Origin of the sequence: Bradyrhizobium sp. DOA9 (genome assembly GCF_000617845.2) — a bacterium.
Taxonomy (GTDB): Bacteria; Pseudomonadota; Alphaproteobacteria; order Rhizobiales; family Xanthobacteraceae; genus Bradyrhizobium.
Window position 1 is genome coordinate 199600 of record NZ_DF820426.1, and the last position, 18763, is coordinate 218362.

An 18763-nucleotide genomic window follows, 5' to 3' on the forward strand; every position below is an offset into this window, starting at 1 on the left:
AAGGTGCCGAAATGAAAACAGCTGAGCGAATTTTCTTTGGTGGCCCTATCCGGACCATGGATCCGGCAAATCCGCTCGTCGAGGCCGTTGCCGTTCGGGACGGCAGGATTCTCGCGGTCGGCTCGAGAGGCGAGATCGAAAAGCTGATAGTAGCCGGCACAATCCGAACAGACCTTCAGGGACGTGCGATGCTGCCGGGCTTCGTCGAGGCCCACAGCCACCCGATGATGAGCGCGCTGGCCTGGGGCGACCCGGTGGTCGACATTCGAGCGGTGCACGAGCCGACGTTTTCCGCGGTGATCGCGAAGATGCGGCGCCGCGTTGCAAAGGCCAAACCTGAGGAGATCATCTGGTTTCTCGGACTTGATCCGCAATTGCACGAAGGCATGGAGGAGCCTTCCCGTGACCTTCTCGACGACATAGCCCCGAACAATCCGATTGTCGTTCAGACGATCAATTTTCATGGCGTATTCATAAACAGCAAGGCTCTTACTGCTTTTGGAATCGACGCCAATTACAATCCGCCGTTAGGCGGAAAGGTCTTTGCCGCCGCAGACGGGCTTCCGTGGAAGTTTGCCGAGACCGCCGCCTGGCAATTGTGCAACCGTTTTTATAGCATTTGCGGCGAGGAGCGGAAGAAGCGCAGCTTCGAGGACTGGGTGCGGAAGTTCGTCCGGGCAGGGTACACCACGACTTCCGAAATCATGGTTGAACCCGGCGCAGCCCCCATGCTCTACGCCCTGGTGAAATCGCGTCCGAACCCGCTCCGGATCGTCGGGTACGAAGCCAAACATCTCGGCGGTGAGGTGACAGTTGCCCGGAATTTTGGCGATGACGACTTCCGGATGATCGGCACCAAGCTCCATGCGGACGGCTCCGTGCTTCTAGGCAACGTATGGACGACAAGCCCGTACCTGAACAACAAGATGACGATCAAGGGCATGGGGCTACCCGAGAACAGCACGGGGCATTCCAACATCTCCGAAGCGAAACTGTACGATCTGGTTGGCAAATATGTGGGCGAGGGCTGGCAGATGTCGGTTCACGCCCATGGCGATCGCACCATCGACATGGTCCTCGACGTGTACGAGAGAGTTATCAACGAGGTCGGCGCTGAAAACGTCTCGGGTCCGCTTCGTATCGAGCATTGTGGGATCATGCGCGAAGACCAGATCGATCGCGCCATCCGGCTGAACGTCGCGTGCTCGTACTTCTTGCCCTACATCCATCATTGGGGCGAAGCGCTTCGGGATTACCTTCTAGGCGAAGAGCGCGCGGCTCACTTCGTGCCCTCGGGCTCGGCCTCGAGGAAGGGCATGCGAGTGTCATATCATTGCGATTCTCCAATGACATGGCCGGACGCTCTGGTCTGTCTCGACGTCGCTGTAAATCGGCGCACAATGAGAGGAGCCGTGCTTGGTCCCGACCAGCGCGTTTCGATGGAAGAAGCGCTGAAGGCAATTACGATCGACGCTGCTTATCAGTTGCAGATGGAGGATAAAGTCGGGAGCGTCGCCGTCGGCAAGTTCGCAGATTTCGTCATCCTTGGCCGCGATCCGGTTCTCTGCGAAGCCGATCAAATCCTTCAGATACCGATCGTGGGGACCGTTCTCGGCGGAGCCGATACGGGCGACTTTCTTAGAGCATCCTCGAACTGACCCAAGCGGGATTGCGTGCGCGGTTGACTTTGCTCGAAAGGGTTTCCTCCCAGACTGGGCCATCTTCGCGATGGCCCTTTTTTTGTTTAGCCAATTCCACCCCTGTACCCGCGACGGTTATTTGTTGTTGAGAGGTTATCCTTTCCGCGTGCCAATTCAAGCGACGGCCATTCCGGCCAGGCGAGGCCTCGCGATTGCCTTACAACAGAGGTCGCCAATTTCAGCCGATGATCGCCGGCTTCGAGGAGACGCGTCGTCATAACGTCTCCCGTTCGTCGTCAATAGCTTGGAGGCGTAATGGCCCAGATGACCACGCACTCGCGCTCGTTCGTGTTGGCGTAGCGATGGGGAAGGTCGCTCGCGAACGCAAAACTATCACCTTCACGCAAGACGACATGATGCTGGCCGATCCAAAGGTCGAGCTCCCCAGAAACGACATATCCGGCTTCTTCACCCTGATGCGTGTAAGCTTCTTTGCCGCTTTCGGAGCCAGGAGGGAATGTGCACCTTAAAAGCTCGAGCTGCCGCCCAAGATTCGGGGATAGAAGCTCATCAGTAATGCCGCCCACGAAGGTCAGCTTCCGTCGCGACTTTGCCCTCACGACATAGTCACGCAAATCGCCGTCGACATCAGCGTTGGGTGGAAAAAACCAGCTGATGGTAACCCCCAGTGCCCGGCTAATACTGTGAAGAGCTTTCACCGAAGGGCTCGAGACGCCACGCTCGATCTGACTGAGATATCCCTTTGACAACCCCGCGGCGTCGCTAAGCGCGTCGAGCGTTATGCCGCGCGCCTTGCGCAGGTTCTTGATCTCTCCCCCGATACGGTCGCCGACATTGAGCAATTGTTCCACGTTCACCGGCTGCTCAGCTTGCTCGGCCAGTCCCTCGAGATTGGCGGGGCGCAGCATCTTGGGCGGCGTCCTGATCATCGAACTCATGTTCGCTCCCTGAACTGGTCGTGTGCAGGCCTGACATGTCTCGGCCCATCACCTCCAGCCGCACCCCTTACTCCTTTCGCATAGATTCCGCCCACGACAAAAACAGCAAAGTTTTCTTTTATGCTTGATAGGTTCACTTTTGTGTACTTTAATGGACATCAATTCATAATGTAGGGATGAAATGGCGGCAAGGATTCCTGGAAACGCCGAAGTCGTAGTCATCGGCGGCGGCATAGCTGGCTGTTCAGTCGCCTATCACCTGACCAAGCTCGGCGTGAGCGACGTTGTCTTGCTGGAACGCAAGCAGCTGACATCCGGCACGACATGGCATGCCGCGGGCCTCGTGACGCAACTGCGCGCGACCCGAAACATGACGGAACTAGCCAAGTACACTGGAGAGCTCTTCCACAGTCTTGGCCCCGAGACCGGACAAGAAACGGGCTTCAAACAAAATGGCGCTCTTCGGATCGCCAAGAGTCCTGGCCGCCTGGAGGAATTGCTGCGCGGAGCTTCGATGGGTCGCAACTTCGGCCTCGAGATGCACGCCGTCTCGCCTGCACAGATCAAGGAGCGCTGGCCTCTTCTCAACCTCGATGGGATCATGGGAGGGATATGGGCTCCCAAAGATGGTCAAGTGAATCCCGCCGACGTGACGCAAGCCTTTGCGAAGGGCGCGCGGATGGGCGGAGCGAAAATCGTCGAAAACCTGCGCGTCGACCGGATCCTGATCGAACACGGGCGCGCCGCAGGCGTCTCGACGAACGAAGGCGACATCCGGGCCAAGAAAGTCGTCATTTGCGGCGGCATGTGGTCACGAGAGTTTGCCTCGAAGCACGGCGTTTCATTGCCTCTGCATGCAGCAGAACACTTCTACGTCGTCACCGACGCAATCCGGGAATTACCCCGCGATCTCCCGGTTTTGTTCGTGACCGACGAAGAGACTTACTACAAGGAAGATGCAGGCAAGCTTCTCGTTGGGTGTTTCGAAAAACAAGCAAAACCCTGGGCTCGCGACGGTATACCGGCGGACTTTTGTTTCGACTCTCTGCCTGAGGATTTCGACCATTTCGAACGAATTCTCGAGATGGCGGTCAATCGCGTTCCCGTGCTCGCAAATACCGGCATACAGCTGTTCTTCAATGGACCCGAAAGTTTCACGCCGGACAATCGATATCTACTTGGCGAGACATCCGAGGTGTCGGGGCTCTTTACGGCTTGCGGGTTCAATTCCGTAGGCATTCTTTCTTCCGGCGGCGTCGGAAAGGCGCTCGCGTCTTGGGTCAAAGAAGGCCACGCACCGGTCGATCTCGCCGATGTCGACGTCCTCCGTATGCATCCGTTCCAATCGAACAAGACATATCTTTACGACCGCACGAAGGAGGCTCTCGGCCTGCTCTTCGATATGCATTGGCCGTATCGCCAATACACGACGGCGCGAGACGTTCGTCAAAGCGTCTTCCATGATCGCCTCAAAGCCTTCGGTGCGGTGATGACGGAGGCCGCCGGCTGGGAAAGGCCCGGGTACTTTTCGTGCGACGGCCGAGAGAAGGAGATCAAGTATTCATACGGCCGGCAAAACTGGTTCGATATCGTCGGCCAGGAGTGCCGTAACGCAGCCGAGCGCGTCGCCCTGTTCGATCAGAGTTGCTTCGTCAAATATATGGTCGGCGGGCGGGACGCGTGTGCAGCCCTCAACCGGATCTGCGCCAACAATGTGGACGTGCCCGCCGGCAAGCTTGTTTACACCCAATGCCTCAACGAGCGCGGGGGAATAGAGGCCGACGTTACAGTCACCCGGCTTGCCGAGGACTCTTACTTGGTCGTGACCTCCGCAACGTCGCAAATACGGGACTTCGTTTGGTTGCGACGCAACGTCTCAGATGGCGCGCACGTCTTTGTCCAAGACGTGACGTCGGGATTGCCGATGCTCGGTCTGATGGGCCCCCACGCGAGGCCGCTGCTTGAACATTTGTCAGGAAGCGACCTTTCGAATTCGGCCTTTCCATTCGCGTCCAGCCGGGAAATCGAGATCGGCTACGCGAAGCTCCGCGCAAGTCGCGTCACCTATGTCGGCGAACTCGGGTGGGAGCTGTACGTGCCGGCAGAGTTCGCCGCCCACGTGTTTGACAGGATCGTCGAGGCCGGCGCCGACTACGGTTTATCACAGGCAGGCTACTTTGCTTTGGGCTCGATGCGCATGGAAAAGGGCTATCGCCACTGGGGCCACGACATCGGGCCAGAGGACACTCCCTACCAGGCCGGCCTCGGCTTTGCCGTGAAATTGGAAAAGCCGCAAGGGTTCATCGGCCGCGAGGCGTTGCTGCGACAGAAGGAGCAAGGATCGGTACGCCGCCGACTAGTCCAATTCAGAATGATCGACGCCGACGCCCCGCTTGTCTACCATCAGGAGCCGGTATGGGCCGATGGACGGCTGGTCGGATCGATCACCTCGGGGGCGTATGGACATCGCGTTGGCGCGTCCCTCGCGATGGGCTACGTCGAGAACGGCGACGGCGTAGACGCTTCGTTTCTGTCCACGTCAAAATTCGAGATCGAAGTGGCAGGCCGGCGTCATAGAGCCTCTGCCCAATTTGCTGCGCACTACGATCCCTCAAATTCAAAGATCCTCGCCTAGTTCATCCGGTAGGAGCAACGTCATGAGCGCGCGTGCCGCCGATACAGAGCCTCAGCTCTCCGTGCGCGACGTCGCGGTGCGTTTCGGCGGGATTCTGGCGCTCGACGGCGTTCGTTTTGATCTGCATCGAGGCCAGATCCTGGGCCTGATTGGTCCTAACGGCGCAGGAAAAACAACGCTCTTCAACTGCTTAAGTCGGCTCTACACGCCTGCCTCCGGTGACATTGTCTACGAAGGCGGCTCCATCCTGTCGAGCCCATCCCATCGCATGCCGGTGATCGGCATCGGACGCACCTTCCAGAACGTGTCACTGTTCCGCCGGCTTTCCGTGCGCGACAATATCAGGGTAGGCGCCCATTCAACGAGCGCGAGCGACCTATTCTCCGAGTCTCTGGCGCTTCCCTGGGTACGGCGGCAAGAAACGCGTATCGATTTGGTCGTCGCAGAGCTGATCGACTATCTTGATCTCGCCGACGTGGCCGACGTGCCCGTCAACGGGCTGCCTTTCGGAACGCAAAAGCGTGTCGAACTGGCCCGCGCCCTTGCGATCAAACCCGGGCTGCTTCTCCTCGATGAGCCGGCTGGCGGCCTCAATCACGAGGAAGTCGTCGAGCTCGGACGATTGATCCGCCAGATCAGAGACGAACGCGGCGTAACTGTGCTCCTCGTAGAGCATCATATGGGCCTCGTCATGTCGGTTTCCGACAAGATCGTCGTTCTAAATTTCGGCCGGAAGATCGCCGAGGGCGCACCCCCCGAAGTTCAAAGCAATCCCGACGTCGTTGCTGCCTATCTTGGGGGAAGTACGCGATGACAGCGCTTCTGAACGTTACCAAGTTAAGCGCCTCCTATGGTGATTTCCGCGTCCTTCATGGCATTGACCTGACTGTCGAGCGAGGTGGCGTGACGGCTCTACTCGGTGCCAACGGCGCGGGTAAAACGACGACGCTTCGCGCCCTTTGCGGAATGATCAAGCACAGCGGCGACGTTGTCTTTGACGGCGTCGACATCGCCAGGTGCGCGACCGAGGACATCGCGCGCCTCGGCATTGCTCACGTGCCGGAGGGACGGGGAACCTTCATCGCCCTGACGGTCGAAGAGAATCTCCGGTGCGGGGCCATGACACGCAAGGGCCGCGCTTCGATCGACGACGATATCGAGCGCGCCTATCACTGGTTCCCGCGATTGAAAGAGCGCTGTGGACAACAAGCGGGTACGCTCTCAGGCGGCGAGCAGCAGATGCTCGCCGTCGCCCGCGCCTTGATGTTGCGCCCCAAGCTGATGTTGCTCGACGAGCCCTCTTTCGGCCTCGCTCCGATCATCGTCTCCGAACTCTTCTCGATTCTGCGGAAAGTCAACGAGCAAGAAGGCGTTGGCATGCTCATCGTCGAACAGAACGCCGCGCTCGCCCTTGAACTCGCAAGGCAGGCCTTCCTGATCGAAACCGGACGCATCCTGATTTCGGGGTCGGTTACCGAGATCCGCGACAACGAGTCCATCCGCGCCGCCTATCTGGGCTATTGAGAGGATGCACACGACATGGAGTTGCTGATCCAACAGTTGGTAAGCGGCGTCGCGACGGGCGGCATCTATGCCTGCATGGCACTTTCCATCGTGATGATATACCAGGCAATTCACCACCTGAACTTTGCCCAGGGCGAGATGGCGATGTTCTCGACGTTCATCGCCTGGCAGCTGCTCCAATGGGGACTTCCCTACTGGATCGTGATCCCGCTGACGGTGGCTATCTCATTTTCTGGCGGCATAGCGATCGAACGTATTGTCATCGGCCCCCTCGGAGAGGCAGCAGTCCTGAGCCATGCCGTTGTTTTTATCGGCCTTTACGCCGTCATCAACAGTCTGGCGAGCTTCATCTGGGACTTCACCACTCGCCCCTTTCCCAGCCCCTTCGGCGCAGGATCACAGTTCGGCAACCTGATCAGCAATCAGCAAATCGGGATGATCGCCGTAACGCTCCTTGTCCTGGCTTTGCTCTACGCCTTCTTTCGCTATACGCGAGTTGGCCTCGCCATGCGGGCAGCGGCTGAAAATCCGACCTCAGCCCGTCTCGCCGGTATCCGTGTCGGATTGATGGCGGCGCTGGGCTGGGGCATGGCTGCCGCCGTTGGCTCGATCGCCGGCGTTCTGATCGCACCCATCGTGTTCCTGGAGCCGAACATGATGCTGTCGATTCTGCTCTACGGGTTCGCTGGGGCCGTGCTTGGCGGTTTGTCGAACCCTGCCGGAGCCGTCGCCGGGGGCTTCGCCGTCGGCGTGATCGAGAATCTCGCCGGTACGTATGTCCCGGTCATCGGCTCGGAGCTGAAACTGCCGATTGCGCTCCTGCTCATCGTAATCGTCCTCGTTTTCAGGCCTACCGGCCTATTCGGTCGCACCATCGTGCAGAGGGTCTGAACAAGTGACGATAGAGACATCGATCGCGGAGCAACCGCCCACTACGACAACTCAACGCGCGGCCGTCGCGCAGCTGCAACGACGACCCAACGCTCGTCAGCTAGCAATTGCCGTCGTCTGCCTGGGGTCCACGATCGCGGCGCCCTTCTTGGTAAGCAATTTCCTCATCTTTCAGATGACAATGGTGCTCGTCTACACCATCGCCATCCTCGGTCTTAACATCTTGACCGGTATCAACGGCCAATTGTCACTCGGTCATGGCGCCTTCTACGCGGCAGGCGCATATACGGCCGCCATCTTGATGGACCGCTGGGGGATCGGCTATTTCTGGACCCTGCCGGCAGCAGCGCTCGTTTGCTTCGTCGTCGGCTTCCTTTTCGGTCTGCCGGCACTGCGTCTCGAGGGCGTTTATCTCGCGCTCGCAACGTTCGCGCTCGCTGTCGTCACACCACAGCTCTTCAAGCTTTCGCCTTTCGAGAACTGGACGGCGGGCGTCACAGGCATCACGCTCGCCAAACCCGATGCGCCCTTCGGTCTTCCACTCGATCAGGACCAATGGCTCTATCTATTCACCTTGGCGATGACAATCGCAGCTTACGTTTGCGCTCACAATCTGATCGCCCGCCGCGGTGGGCGGGCTCTGATGGCCATCCGCGACAACCCGATCGCGGCTCAATCAATGGGCGTCAACACGGCCCTGTACAAGTCGCTCGCCTTCGGCATTAGCGCTCTTTATACGGGAGTGGCCGGCGCTCTCGGCGCCATCGTCCTCCAATTCGTCGCGCCCGACTCCTTCACCTTCTCGCTCTCCATAGCGCTCCTTGTCGGTCTTGTTGTCGGCGGCGTCGGCTGGTTGCCAGGCGCGCTCTTCGGCGGCGCCTTCGTGCTATTCGTACCCAACCTCGCCGAATCCGTCTCCAAGGGCCTATCCGGCGCGGTGTATGGGCTCGTCTTGATCACTCTCATGTACGTCATGCCGAGCGGAGTGGGCGGCCTTCTGCGCGCCACAAGGGCGTTCGCGTCGAAACGATACGACTAGTAGGATTCCATAAGGAGCAACAACATGCAGAACAGACGCTTCTTCCTCAAACGCGGCATTGCAGGTCTTCTGCTGAGCGCAAGTTTGGCGCTTTCGAGTCCAGGTCATGCCGCGGGCAAGTACGATCCTGGCGCTTCCGATGCCGAAATCAAGATCGGCAACACAAACCCGTACAGCGGCCCGGCATCGGCCTATTCGACGATCGCCAAGACCTTTGACGCCTATTTCAACAAGCTGAACGAAGAAGGCGGGATCAACGGACGCAAGATCAAGTTCATCTCCTACGACGACGGCTATTCGCCGCCAAAATCAGTTGAGCAGGTGCGCAAATTGGTGGAGAGCGACGAGGTTCTTCTTGTTTTTCAACCGCTCGGAACCGCAAACAACATAGCCATTCGGAAGTACATGAATGGAAAGAAGGTGCCGCAGCTCTTCGTGTCGTCCGGCGCTGCCACGTTCGGCGACCCCAAGCAGTTTCCCTGGACCATGGGTTGGCAGCCAAGTTACGAAAGCGAGGGCATTGTTTACGCCCGCTGGATTCTGGAACACTTGCCGAACGCCAAGATTGGCGTGTTGTATCAGAACGACGATTTCGGCAAGGACGTCCTGAAAGGTCTCAAGATCGGACTGGGCGATAAGACCTCAACAATTGTCGCCGCGCTGCCATATGAGACATCCCAGCCGACGGTCGATTCTGAGGTGATAAAGTTGAAGGCCTCAGGGGCCGACGCCTTTATCAACGTCGCTACTCCCAAATTTGCCGCTCAGGCGATCAAGAAGGCCTACGAGATCGGCTGGACGCCAACACAAATCCTCTCGAACGTTTCCGACGTCGTCAACGACGTTTTGAAGCCCGCTGGCCTTGAGGCATCCACCGGTATTCTTTCGACGGCCTACCTCAAAGATTCCGGAGATCCGCAATGGGCTGACGACCCGGGCATGAAGGACTTCTATGCTTTCATGGACAAGTACTACCCGGCGGGCGACAAAAGTTCCAAATCCAACGCTTACGCATACACCGTAGCGCAGACGTTAGTCCATGTGCTCAAACAGTGCGGCGACGACCTCACACGCGCCAACGTCATGAAGCAGGCAGCGAGCATGCAGCAGGTGACCATGCCTCTCTTTCTTTCCGGCATGACCATGACCACCAGTGAAACCGATTATTATCCCATCAAGCAATTGCAGATGAAGAAGTTCGACGGCACCCGCTGGGTGCACTTCGGCAAGGTTATTTCCAGTGAGGACCTGCAAGACACCCACAAGCCTTAACTCAAGCCTACGCGGGCGGCCTGGAAACGCACCAAACGCCGGATGCATCCTCGTTAGACCGCGGCTTTTCATAACAGACCGGGTTGTTTGCCACGAAGAACATGACAGGCACCCGAAAGGACACGTTGAGGGGCAAGATGGTCGACCGCATATTCTGGAACGGCACAGTTGTCACGATGGATCCTAAGCAGCCGATCGCTGCGGCTGTCGCCGTAGAGGACGGTGAGATTGTCCGGGTGGGTACTGCGGATCACGTTCTGGCGCTCCGTCAGGCAGGAACGGAAATCACGGATCTCAACGGCGCTGCACTGCTGCCCGGCTTTATTGAGGCGCACGGGCACCCTCTCTTCAGCGCGTTATGTTGGGGTGATCCGGTTATCGACATTCGGGCCGTACACACACCGACCTACGACGCCGCTCTCGCCAAGATCAAGCGTCGAGTGGCGAAAGCCAAACCTGGCGAGTACATCATGGCGGTTGGCCTGGATTCGACGTTGCATGAAGGTATGAAAGAGCCATCCTTGGAGGAGCTAGACAGCATAGCGCCGGACAATCCACTTTCAATTACTGTGTTCAACTTTCACGCTGCATACCTCAATAGTAAAGCGATCGAGGCGTGCGGTCTGGGCGGAGATCTTGATCCTGCGCTTGAGAGGCACATTTTCCGCGACAAGGAGGGACGCCCGCAAAGATTCACCGAGAATGCGTTCTGGCACGCGCGCGACATCTTTTTCGAAAAATGTGGAAAAGACCGCGCAGTCCGCGAACTCCGAAAGTGGCTCTCGAAATACTCCGCTGCAGGATACACGACGGCGGCCGAGATCGGCATGTTTCCGGATTGGGCCGGCTACTTTGAGGCCGTCCGCAAGCAAGAAACTCTCCCCGTCAGAATCCGTGTTTATGAGGCAGGAATTCTTGACAAGCCCTACATGTCAACGCTTGGAAGCGGCGACGATCGCTTCAGGACGATCGGGATCAAGTTTTGGGCGGACGGCTCGATCTTTGCTGGCACCGCTGCAGTGTCGCGTCCCTATCTTAACACTGAACTGACCATCAAGAGGCTAAACCTCCCCCCTGACAACCGCGGCCAAGGCACGTACACGGTCGACGAACAGAAGCGGCTCATGACCGCGGCAATTTCACAAGGCTGGCAATTGGCGGTGCACACTCAGGGAGATACCACGGTCGACGTTACGCTCGACTTGTATGAGGAGCTCTTCAAACAATATCCGAACGCAAACGGCCCCTGTCGGCTAGAACACTGCACTACGATGAGGCCAGATCAAGTTGAGCGCGCCCATAGCCTCGGACTCGTTTGTAGCTTCTTCAACCCTCTCGCATACTACTGGGGCGATCCGATGCGGGCGGGCATGTTCGGTACGGAACGGGGAGACGCGATACTACCGTTCGGAACCGCCGCGCGATTGGGCATGCGCGTTTCCTATCATTGCGATTCCCCTATGACGTGGCCGGATCCGATGCTCTGTCTGTATTTTGCAACAACACGCAAAACCCAATCTGGCAAGGTCATAGGACCTAGCGAGAAGGTCGATATTGCGACTGCGCTGAAGGCGATCACAATCGACGCTGCTTACCACCTCCAGATCGAGGACCTCGTCGGAAGCATTGTCGAAGGAAAACGTGCGGACTTTGTTTTACTTGATCAGAGTCCGCTTTCCGCCGATGCGGAATATTTGCGCAATATTCGGGTACTTGGGACCTACGTCGATGGCGTCCGGGTACGGAATTCCGTGTCACAGAAGTGACGCCGGTCTCCATTTTCGGCGACTTTTTTGAGGGGCTAGAAACACGACATTCGTTCGTCACATGTTTGCAAGCCCCGATGAACGTCGCGTCGGCATGCTCGCAAACGATTCAGGCGCCCATCGTGCGAAGGTGTTTCGCGCTTTTGCCGGTCGTCCGCTCCTCATCAGCTGCCGCTCCGGTGCGGACAGGCTCTCGCGTCGATAGCGAGAGAGTTAGCTTGGGTCGGCAAATTCACGCATCAGCTGCACAATTGGAGAAATGATATGCATCATTCGGCTTTCGACTACCCTGTGACGACTGCCGAAACGACGGCAGTTCAGCTGGGCGGGAAGGTTGTGCCCGATCCATATTACTGGCTCGCGCAAGACAGCCCGAGAGTTCAAGCGTGGGTAGCGGAACAAAATCGGCTGACCTCGCACTACCTTGCCGGACTTCCGATGCGCGAATTCGTTTCGGATGCTATCCGCCGATATGATGTCGCCAGGCCCGACCAGTTGCCAAGATTCGCTGCGGGCTCCTGGTTTTGGATCTCGATCAATCCGGAAAGCGGCAGGCCGGCCGTCTGGACAGGACCGGAATTTCCGACATCCGGACGCATCCTCTATGACACGACCGGCCTCGAATCGGCCGTTCCGACCGTCACCTGGATCAGCCCAAGTTCGGATGCGAAGATACTCGCGCTCGGATTGTGCGAAGACGGTAGTGAAAACAATCGGATCATTTTGGTCGACGTCTCGACAGGCCTAGTTCTACCCGAAGCGCCCGAAATTGCCCTCATGGACAATTGGACGGGCGGCGTCCACTGGCTGCCCAACAACAGCGGCTTCTATTTTACAGGATTGCCAAATGGATCGGTAGATGGAGGGTTCGAAGTCTTCCTGCACGATCTCACGTCAAAGCACAGCCGCCGAGCCGAGATCGACTGGCCTCATGAAGCAGAGTACCGGGGTGTGTTCATCCGGCCCGGGACGACATGGGCGATCGCGGTGCAGGGACTATCAGATCCGGTTCCGATTGCCGTGCTCGATCTCGCTGATCCGCACGCCAAATGGCGTTCCTTTATTCCCGAGGCCGAAGGCGGGCTGCCAGGTCAGGTATTCGCAGATCAATACATTGCTGTAACGTTCGTTGGCGCCGATCGGGGGCGGATCGTCAGTATCCCTCTTGCCGGTGACGGGTCAGTCGACACGTGGCGCGAAATCGTTCCGGAATCCACTGTCGTCTTCAGGACGGTTATCCCTGCAGGAGACCGCTTCTATGTGACCTTGTTCAACGACACTTATTCCGGGGTTCACATTTATGGATTGAACGGGGAGTTCATCGATAGCGTCAGCATGCCCGCCCGCGCCGCGATTACCGAGGGCATCTTTCCGATCATGAACCTGACAAGGCCGACCTTCGAAACGACGCCACTGTTTGTGGTCTCAACGCTCACGACCTCATGGGGCATCTATAAGCACAACCCGTCTTCCGGTGGCCTGGATACGATTGTTGCGCCGGCCATCACTATTCCGGATGCGATCGTGGAGGAAGGGACAGTGCGGTCCAAGGACGGAACACCTGTGCGGTATCATGTCCTCGGAAAAAGACGGACCGAAGCCGGGCCGCGTCCTGCACTGATCTTCGCGTACGGGGCGAGCAATCGTCCGCTCATCCCTGAATTCCCGGGTGCCATGGCCGCCATTGTCGAGGCCGGCGGTATTTTCGTTCACGCACACATCCGAGGCGGTTCAGAGTTTGGGCTTCGCTGGTGGCTCGAAGGGAGAGCTCACAACAAGCAGAACGGTTACGATGATCTTTACGCTGTTGCGGAGGATCTCATCGAGAAGGGTCTTACCCGGCCTGCGCAGCTGGCCGTCGCTGGAAAGTCGAACGGCGGCATGATGGCCGGTGTCGCGATGACACAAAGACCAGACCTTTGGGCTGCAGCTGTTCCTCTCGTACCGGTTCTTGACCTCGTAGACTGGTTCAATCGACCCTACCTCCGCGGCAGCATCGAGTTTGGCGATCCAAATGATCCGCAAGATCTTGAGCGTATCCTTGCGACCTCGCCTTATCACGCGATCAAAGCTGGGGCTGCGTATCCGGCGCTTCTGGCGATCGCTGGCGCGACCGATCCCCGTTGCCCGCCGTGTCACGTCTCGAAGTTCATCGCCCGTCTGCAATCCGCACAGGCGAAGGGCAAGCCAGCCTTGATGCGGATCCACGAAAACGAGGGTCACGGAGCCGCCGCTGCAGCCGATGTTCGCGTACGGCTCAACGCAGAATGGCTTACTTTCGTACTGTCCGAGATCGTTAGCTAAGCAGGTTCAAGACAGGTACATTAGTTCGTCCGAATGACCTAAGCCCCAACTTTCATCCGTCAATAAGTAGAGTCCCGGCGACATTTGAGCCCAATGGGCTCGGTGAAGCAACGGGGCCGGGCGCGGCGCCCCCGGCATAGCGCCGCGCCTCGCCCCGCTGCGGTCGACAAGCACTGCAATCGACAAATTCACTCGGCGTGAGATCGCCGAGCGCAGCGTGCGGCCGAACGTTGTTGTAATCGTCCTTCCATGCAGCCACCACGCCGCAAACCTGCCCGAGCGAGGTGAACAGCCTCTCATTGAGCAACTCGTCGCGAAGCCGGCCGTTGATGGGGAAGACGGCCCCGCTCCCTCGCGCCGGCGATATACTGGCAATGGACGAAACCGCTAAAAGGAGCAACACCAATGGAAGCCGCAACAATTGGGTTGGACATTTCGAAGCACGTATTTCACATCCATGCAGTTGATGACCAAGGCCAAGTGGCCTGTCGCCAACGTCTCCGGCGAGGCGAGATCGTGTCGTTCTTCTCCTCGCTCGCACCTTGCCTGGTCGGCATTGAGGCCTGCGCGACTGCTCACCACTGGGCGCGGGAGATTGGGCAGTTTGGACACGAAGTCAGATTGATTCCGCCAGCCTATGTTAAACCCTACCTCCGAAGAGGAGCCAAGAATGACGCCGCTGACGCGGCCGCGATCTGCGAAGCCGTCAGTCGTCCCAATATGCGGTTCGTTCCAATCAAGAGCGCCGAGAACCAGGGCTTCTTGATGCTTCATCGTGCAAGAGGCCTGCTGGTCCGCCAACGCACCATGACAGCTTGCGCCATTCGGGCTCACTTTGCTGAGTTCGGAATCATTGTCGGGCAAGGCCGGCAACGGGTGGATGGTCTAGTGGACTTGTTGGATGACGAAGAACTGACGCTACCGGCCCACGCCCGCATCGCAATGGCCGTCCTTGTGAGCCAACTGAAGGAATTGGGCCGGCAGGTCGAGGCCATCGAGCGCGAACTGGCTGAGATCCAGCGAGTAAATCCGATGGCGAAGTTGCTGTCCTCGGTTCCCGGGATCGGTCCCATAACGGCCACGGCACTCGCCGCGACCGTGCCGGACGCGACCATGTTCCGCTCCGGGCGGGAGTTCGCGGCCTGGCTTGGCCTGACGCCTAAGCAGAATTCCACCGGCGGGAAGGACCGGCTCGGCCGCATAACAAAGCAGGGCGATTCCTATCTCAGGCACTTGCTTGTCATCGGAGCACGCAACGTCGTTCGGTACCCAAAGGCACGCTCCCGGGTTGGAGGCGGCTGGATCGAAGCCTTGCTTGAACGGCGTCGGCCGATGGTCGTCGCCATCGCCGTTGCCAACAAGTTGGCCCGGATCGTCTGGGCGATGATGACGACCGGGGCATTCTATCGGCCTAAGCTCGCGACCTGAACTGTCGCGTGTGTTGGCCACGTTATGGTGTGAGGGCAAATGACAGCATGTTGGACACCGGCGGAGCTGGGGATCGAGCAAGCCCGAAGAGCTTTAAGCGCAACAAGCGCGACCCGTTGATGAGGCCCCGATCCGCGATCTCCATCAGGGCCAGCGGCCATGGCATCGGTCGCAAAAACAGGCCGTATACATGAATGCACCCGAGCGGCATCCAAAGTACTGCTGAAATCCCCTTGCATCCGCGGGGCCGTCTATACATGAAGCTCTCGATGAAACGGTTTTGGGTTGGCTTGCCGGGTGCAATGTAGTGCCACTCGATCCGGATCTCCTGGCAGCAGCGCAGAACAGCCACACCGGTGAAGTCGGTGCCATTGTCTGAGACGCACATGACCGGACCGCCACGCCGGGAACCGATCTCGAGCTCGCGCACCACACGCAAGCCGCGCAACGACGTCGGCAACCAGCGCCAGGCATTCGCGGGTAAAGTCGTCGACGATCGCTAGAATGCGGAAGATCCCAAGATCGCAGGCCACAGGGAGGACGCCTTCGCCCCGCTCAACCCGCTTGATCGCCTTCAATTTGTACGCCGTCAGAAACTGACGCTTCTTTCCTCTTCTTGCCACAGGTCATCCTCGAAATGCCTGTCAATGTAATTATCGTGTCTCACTTCAGGGGTGCAGTCCAGACTTGTCACTATAAATTTCGTCGCTCCTGCCAGGCGGCCCTCAAAGCTAGGATCGAGGAGATCTGCCATGTTCGCGTACGCTCCGCCTATCGCCGTGTCCATGTGCTATTGCGCCGCGAAGGATGGCGTCACGGCCAGAACAAGAACCGCCGCGTCTATCGCGAACGGGGCCTGCAATTGCGTAACAAATCGCCAAAGCGCTGGGTCAAGGCCAAGCTGCGCGATGACCGCCTGCCTGCGACGCGAGCCAACGAGATCTGGCCGATGGACCTTGTCCATGACCAACTGGCAACCGGGGGCAAGCTCCGGGTGCTCTCGATCACCGACATCTTCTCTCGCTTCTCGCCGGCGCAGGAGCCGCGGCTCACCTTGCACGGCACCGATGTCGTGGATGTCCTGGAAAGGCTTTGCAATGAAGTGAGAATCCCTGCCACGATTGGCATCGACCAAGAGTTTGTGTCGCGCGACCTCCATTTGTGGGCCTACCAGCGCGGCGCCACGCTGGGCTTCTCTCGCCAGGCAAGCCGACCGACAATGCCCTTATCGAAGCCTTCAATGGGCGCTTCCGGGCCGAATGTCTCAATGCTCATTGATTTCTGTCCCTTGCGGAGGCCCAGGAAAAGGTTGAGACTTGAAGCAGATGCCAAAACGAGGAACGGCCCCACTTGGCGATCGGCAATCGGCCGCCGATTTTGCTGCGAAAACACGGCGCTGCCAGCCGGCCAACGTGATCAGAGGCGCAAAACTCTAATTCCAGCTGGTCCAAAGTTTGGTCTCGCTGCACCGGGTTTGGACTACCCATTTTTGTAGGAATGCCGGGCTCTGGTCACAAACAGTTGGTGGCCCGTGCGCCACGTAGCAGTCGCCGCCGCCACGACTTAGCCACTAGCTTGGCGAACGCCTCGCAGGCTCTGCCTCTACATGTGCTATGATCCTACCATAAGACTGAACTTTTCTACCATTCCGACTGGACGCCAGCTCAATTTTGTCTGCCGCAAGCCCGAAATTCCAAGATCTTGCCCCCGATTAAGGAAAGTCGCTTCTGCGGCAATCTCGCGCGCCAGTGCGTGAAGAACGTACTCGTAAGCGCCTCTGAACCCTCGTTCAGCTTTCTCATGATGTTCCACAAACATCGAAGTGTTGAGCCGCTCACCGATCGCAAATCCCACGAGCTTTTCGCCGATCTTTACCACCACTCCCCGCAAGGGCAGCAGACCAAAGTATCGGAACGCCACTTTGATGGCGACGGTTTCCTCCTCCGCCGATCTTCGACCAGCTTCTTGCTCGCTTAGCCATTTCTCTTGAAGTCTGATGCACTCAGCCGCATCACTCTCTTTCAGAGCCTGCACGGTGGGCTTAAGATCAGCGAATCGCCTAACAAGATTCCTTTTGCTTTCAAACTTCTTTCCTTTCAACGCGACCAGCTCGTCAATTTTGTAGTAGTAGTCACTGTTGTCGCGATCGAACTCGACCACCGCGCTACGTGCAAGACCACGACACAGTGAAGCTGGTAAGCGCACCCATCGGTACGTCGTGAGGCCCGGTAGCGGCTCACGCATTATCATTTCAGGAAGCTCTCCTATCGGTGGAAAGAACTGCAATTCATTATCCGAACTCCGTTGATAGCACACTAGGAGGTGATCCTGATAAATACAGAACTGATGATGTTTTACGTCAGCCCAACAAAGAATATTCGCAAACGTCATTTCGCAGCATATGGGCGGAAATCTAGAAAAGAATAGATCGAAGATCGACTTCTGAGACATGGATATTGTCTGCATCGCATCCGAGATATTCTTCATAGCAATACGCCTCCCTCGGGTCCGCTTCCTCAACAATCGCGCTTCTCGTAACACCCGCACCCAGTAGAGGTGATTATCGCGCCCCGAGTCTGTTTCTTACTACCGCTTCGGCTTAGAACGCGCGACGCGAGATGCTGCTGCCATTCGTACGAGGTGAGCAAGCACAACTCCTTCTATGCGACGCAAGTAGTCATTTTGATTGGTTTGGACTAGATACCCGTATCCAGCAACCCAATTGGACTTCTGACAACATCGGCACATGAACTTCTCGGCAAGAGAGTACTCCGAGCAATTGTAATCTATTGTTATCTCATCGCTCTCGCTTGCAATCTCCTTTATGGCTTGCAAGACGATAGTCTGAGATGCGACCCTGACGTAGGCGCTGGGACGACAACTATGATTAAGAAAGTCAATGTAGTCGCTACAAAGATGTTCATCACGACCAATCTGAATGGTTCTCTTGTTTGCCCTCTCTAGGACGACGCCACCGAGCTCTCCCACTATAGCGCCGCTTGAAATTGGTTTTCTTGAATACAGTCCCTGTCCATTAATCTTCGATGACCCCACGAAGAGCCAAGGACTGGTCTCGTACGCACGGATATTCGTCATCACCGGCTCCTGGGTATCACGTCCTGATTGCGTCCGAACCACATCGGCTCCGCCATCTTTAGCGTCGTCCTTTGGATCTACAATTCGGTGTTCCGTTCCGCCACTACCAACCCAAATAGGAAATAAGGACTTCTCGCGGCGGAAGCGACGGTGACCTTGCCCCACGGGCTTAATCCAGTTTGAAGTTCGCTCTGGCCTACGACAAGGAC

Annotated in this window: 14 protein-coding genes and 2 pseudogenes; 11 read left to right on the forward strand and 5 right to left on the reverse strand. The window is 57.8% G+C overall.

Annotated features, from left to right (window positions below; genetic code table 11):
- Positions 1-11: 11 nt before the first annotated feature.
- Entirely contained in the window at positions 12-1658 is a 1647-nt protein-coding gene (locus tag BDOA9_RS34230; protein WP_025038462.1) for an amidohydrolase, read from the forward strand.
- Positions 1659-1936: 278 nt separating this feature from the next.
- Here BDOA9_RS34230 and BDOA9_RS34235 read toward each other — a convergent pair whose 3' ends face one another.
- Positions 1937-2599 carry a cupin domain-containing protein gene (locus BDOA9_RS34235; RefSeq protein ID WP_244521616.1) on the reverse strand — a complete coding sequence of 221 codons (663 nt, stop codon included), beginning with the start codon at positions 2597-2599 and terminating at the stop codon, positions 1937-1939.
- 181 nt (positions 2600-2780) lie between these two features.
- Between BDOA9_RS34235 and BDOA9_RS34240 the strand changes: the two genes are divergently transcribed.
- From BDOA9_RS34240 to BDOA9_RS34275, 8 genes are all read left to right on the forward strand, one after another.
- Entirely contained in the window at positions 2781-5234 is a 2454-nt protein-coding gene (locus tag BDOA9_RS34240) for a GcvT family protein (RefSeq protein ID WP_025038464.1), read from the forward strand.
- 22 nt (positions 5235-5256) lie between these two features.
- Positions 5257-6048, forward strand: coding sequence for an ABC transporter ATP-binding protein (locus BDOA9_RS34245; protein ID WP_025038465.1), 792 nt, complete (start codon positions 5257-5259; stop codon positions 6046-6048).
- Complete coding sequence (locus BDOA9_RS34250) at positions 6045-6758, forward strand: ABC transporter ATP-binding protein (protein WP_025038466.1); 714 nt, start codon at positions 6045-6047, stop codon at positions 6756-6758. Before BDOA9_RS34245 ends, BDOA9_RS34250 begins: the two co-directional genes overlap by 4 nt.
- 15 nt (positions 6759-6773) lie before the next feature.
- On the forward strand, positions 6774-7649 hold the full coding sequence (locus BDOA9_RS34255; protein WP_025038467.1) for a branched-chain amino acid ABC transporter permease: 876 nt from the start codon (positions 6774-6776) through the stop codon (positions 7647-7649).
- Positions 7650-7653: 4 nt separating this feature from the next.
- A complete protein-coding gene (locus BDOA9_RS34260) occupies positions 7654-8688 on the forward strand; it encodes a branched-chain amino acid ABC transporter permease (RefSeq protein WP_025038468.1) in 1035 nt (344 codons plus the stop codon).
- A 24-nt stretch (positions 8689-8712) separates the two neighbouring features.
- Positions 8713-9960 carry an ABC transporter substrate-binding protein gene (locus BDOA9_RS34265; RefSeq protein WP_025038469.1) on the forward strand — a complete coding sequence of 416 codons (1248 nt, stop codon included), beginning with the start codon at positions 8713-8715 and terminating at the stop codon, positions 9958-9960.
- Between the two features lie 137 nt (positions 9961-10097).
- Entirely contained in the window at positions 10098-11726 is a 1629-nt protein-coding gene (locus tag BDOA9_RS34270; RefSeq protein ID WP_192859677.1) for an amidohydrolase, read from the forward strand.
- Positions 11727-11990: 264 nt separating this feature from the next.
- On the forward strand, positions 11991-14030 hold the full coding sequence (locus BDOA9_RS34275) for a prolyl oligopeptidase family serine peptidase (RefSeq protein WP_025038471.1): 2040 nt from the start codon (positions 11991-11993) through the stop codon (positions 14028-14030).
- A gap of 52 nt (positions 14031-14082) precedes the next feature.
- Here BDOA9_RS34275 and BDOA9_RS40210 read toward each other — a convergent pair whose 3' ends face one another.
- Positions 14083-14433, reverse strand: coding sequence for an integrase core domain-containing protein (locus tag BDOA9_RS40210; protein ID WP_445291843.1), 351 nt, complete (start codon positions 14431-14433; stop codon positions 14083-14085).
- 2 nt (positions 14434-14435) lie between these two features.
- On the opposite strand from BDOA9_RS40210, the gene BDOA9_RS34280 reads away from it, so the two are divergent.
- Positions 14436-15458, forward strand: coding sequence for an IS110 family transposase (locus tag BDOA9_RS34280; RefSeq protein ID WP_025038472.1), 1023 nt, complete (start codon positions 14436-14438; stop codon positions 15456-15458).
- Between the two features lie 259 nt (positions 15459-15717).
- Here BDOA9_RS34280 and BDOA9_RS39650 read toward each other — a convergent pair.
- A pseudogene (locus BDOA9_RS39650) lies at positions 15718-15970 on the reverse strand (DDE-type integrase/transposase/recombinase); the annotation flags it as partial.
- Between the two features lie 173 nt (positions 15971-16143).
- Between BDOA9_RS39650 and BDOA9_RS39655 the strand changes: the two are divergent.
- Positions 16144-16874, forward strand: a pseudogene (locus tag BDOA9_RS39655) (integrase core domain-containing protein); the annotation flags it as partial.
- 195 nt (positions 16875-17069) lie between these two features.
- Here the strand turns inward: BDOA9_RS39655 and BDOA9_RS34300 are convergent.
- A complete protein-coding gene (locus tag BDOA9_RS34300; protein ID WP_025038475.1) occupies positions 17070-17945 on the reverse strand; it encodes a DUF2156 domain-containing protein in 876 nt (291 codons plus the stop codon).
- Between the two features lie 99 nt (positions 17946-18044).
- Complete coding sequence (locus BDOA9_RS40215; protein ID WP_082847966.1) at positions 18045-18554, reverse strand: SET domain-containing protein; 510 nt, start codon at positions 18552-18554, stop codon at positions 18045-18047.
- Between the last annotated feature and the right edge of the window lie 209 nt (positions 18555-18763).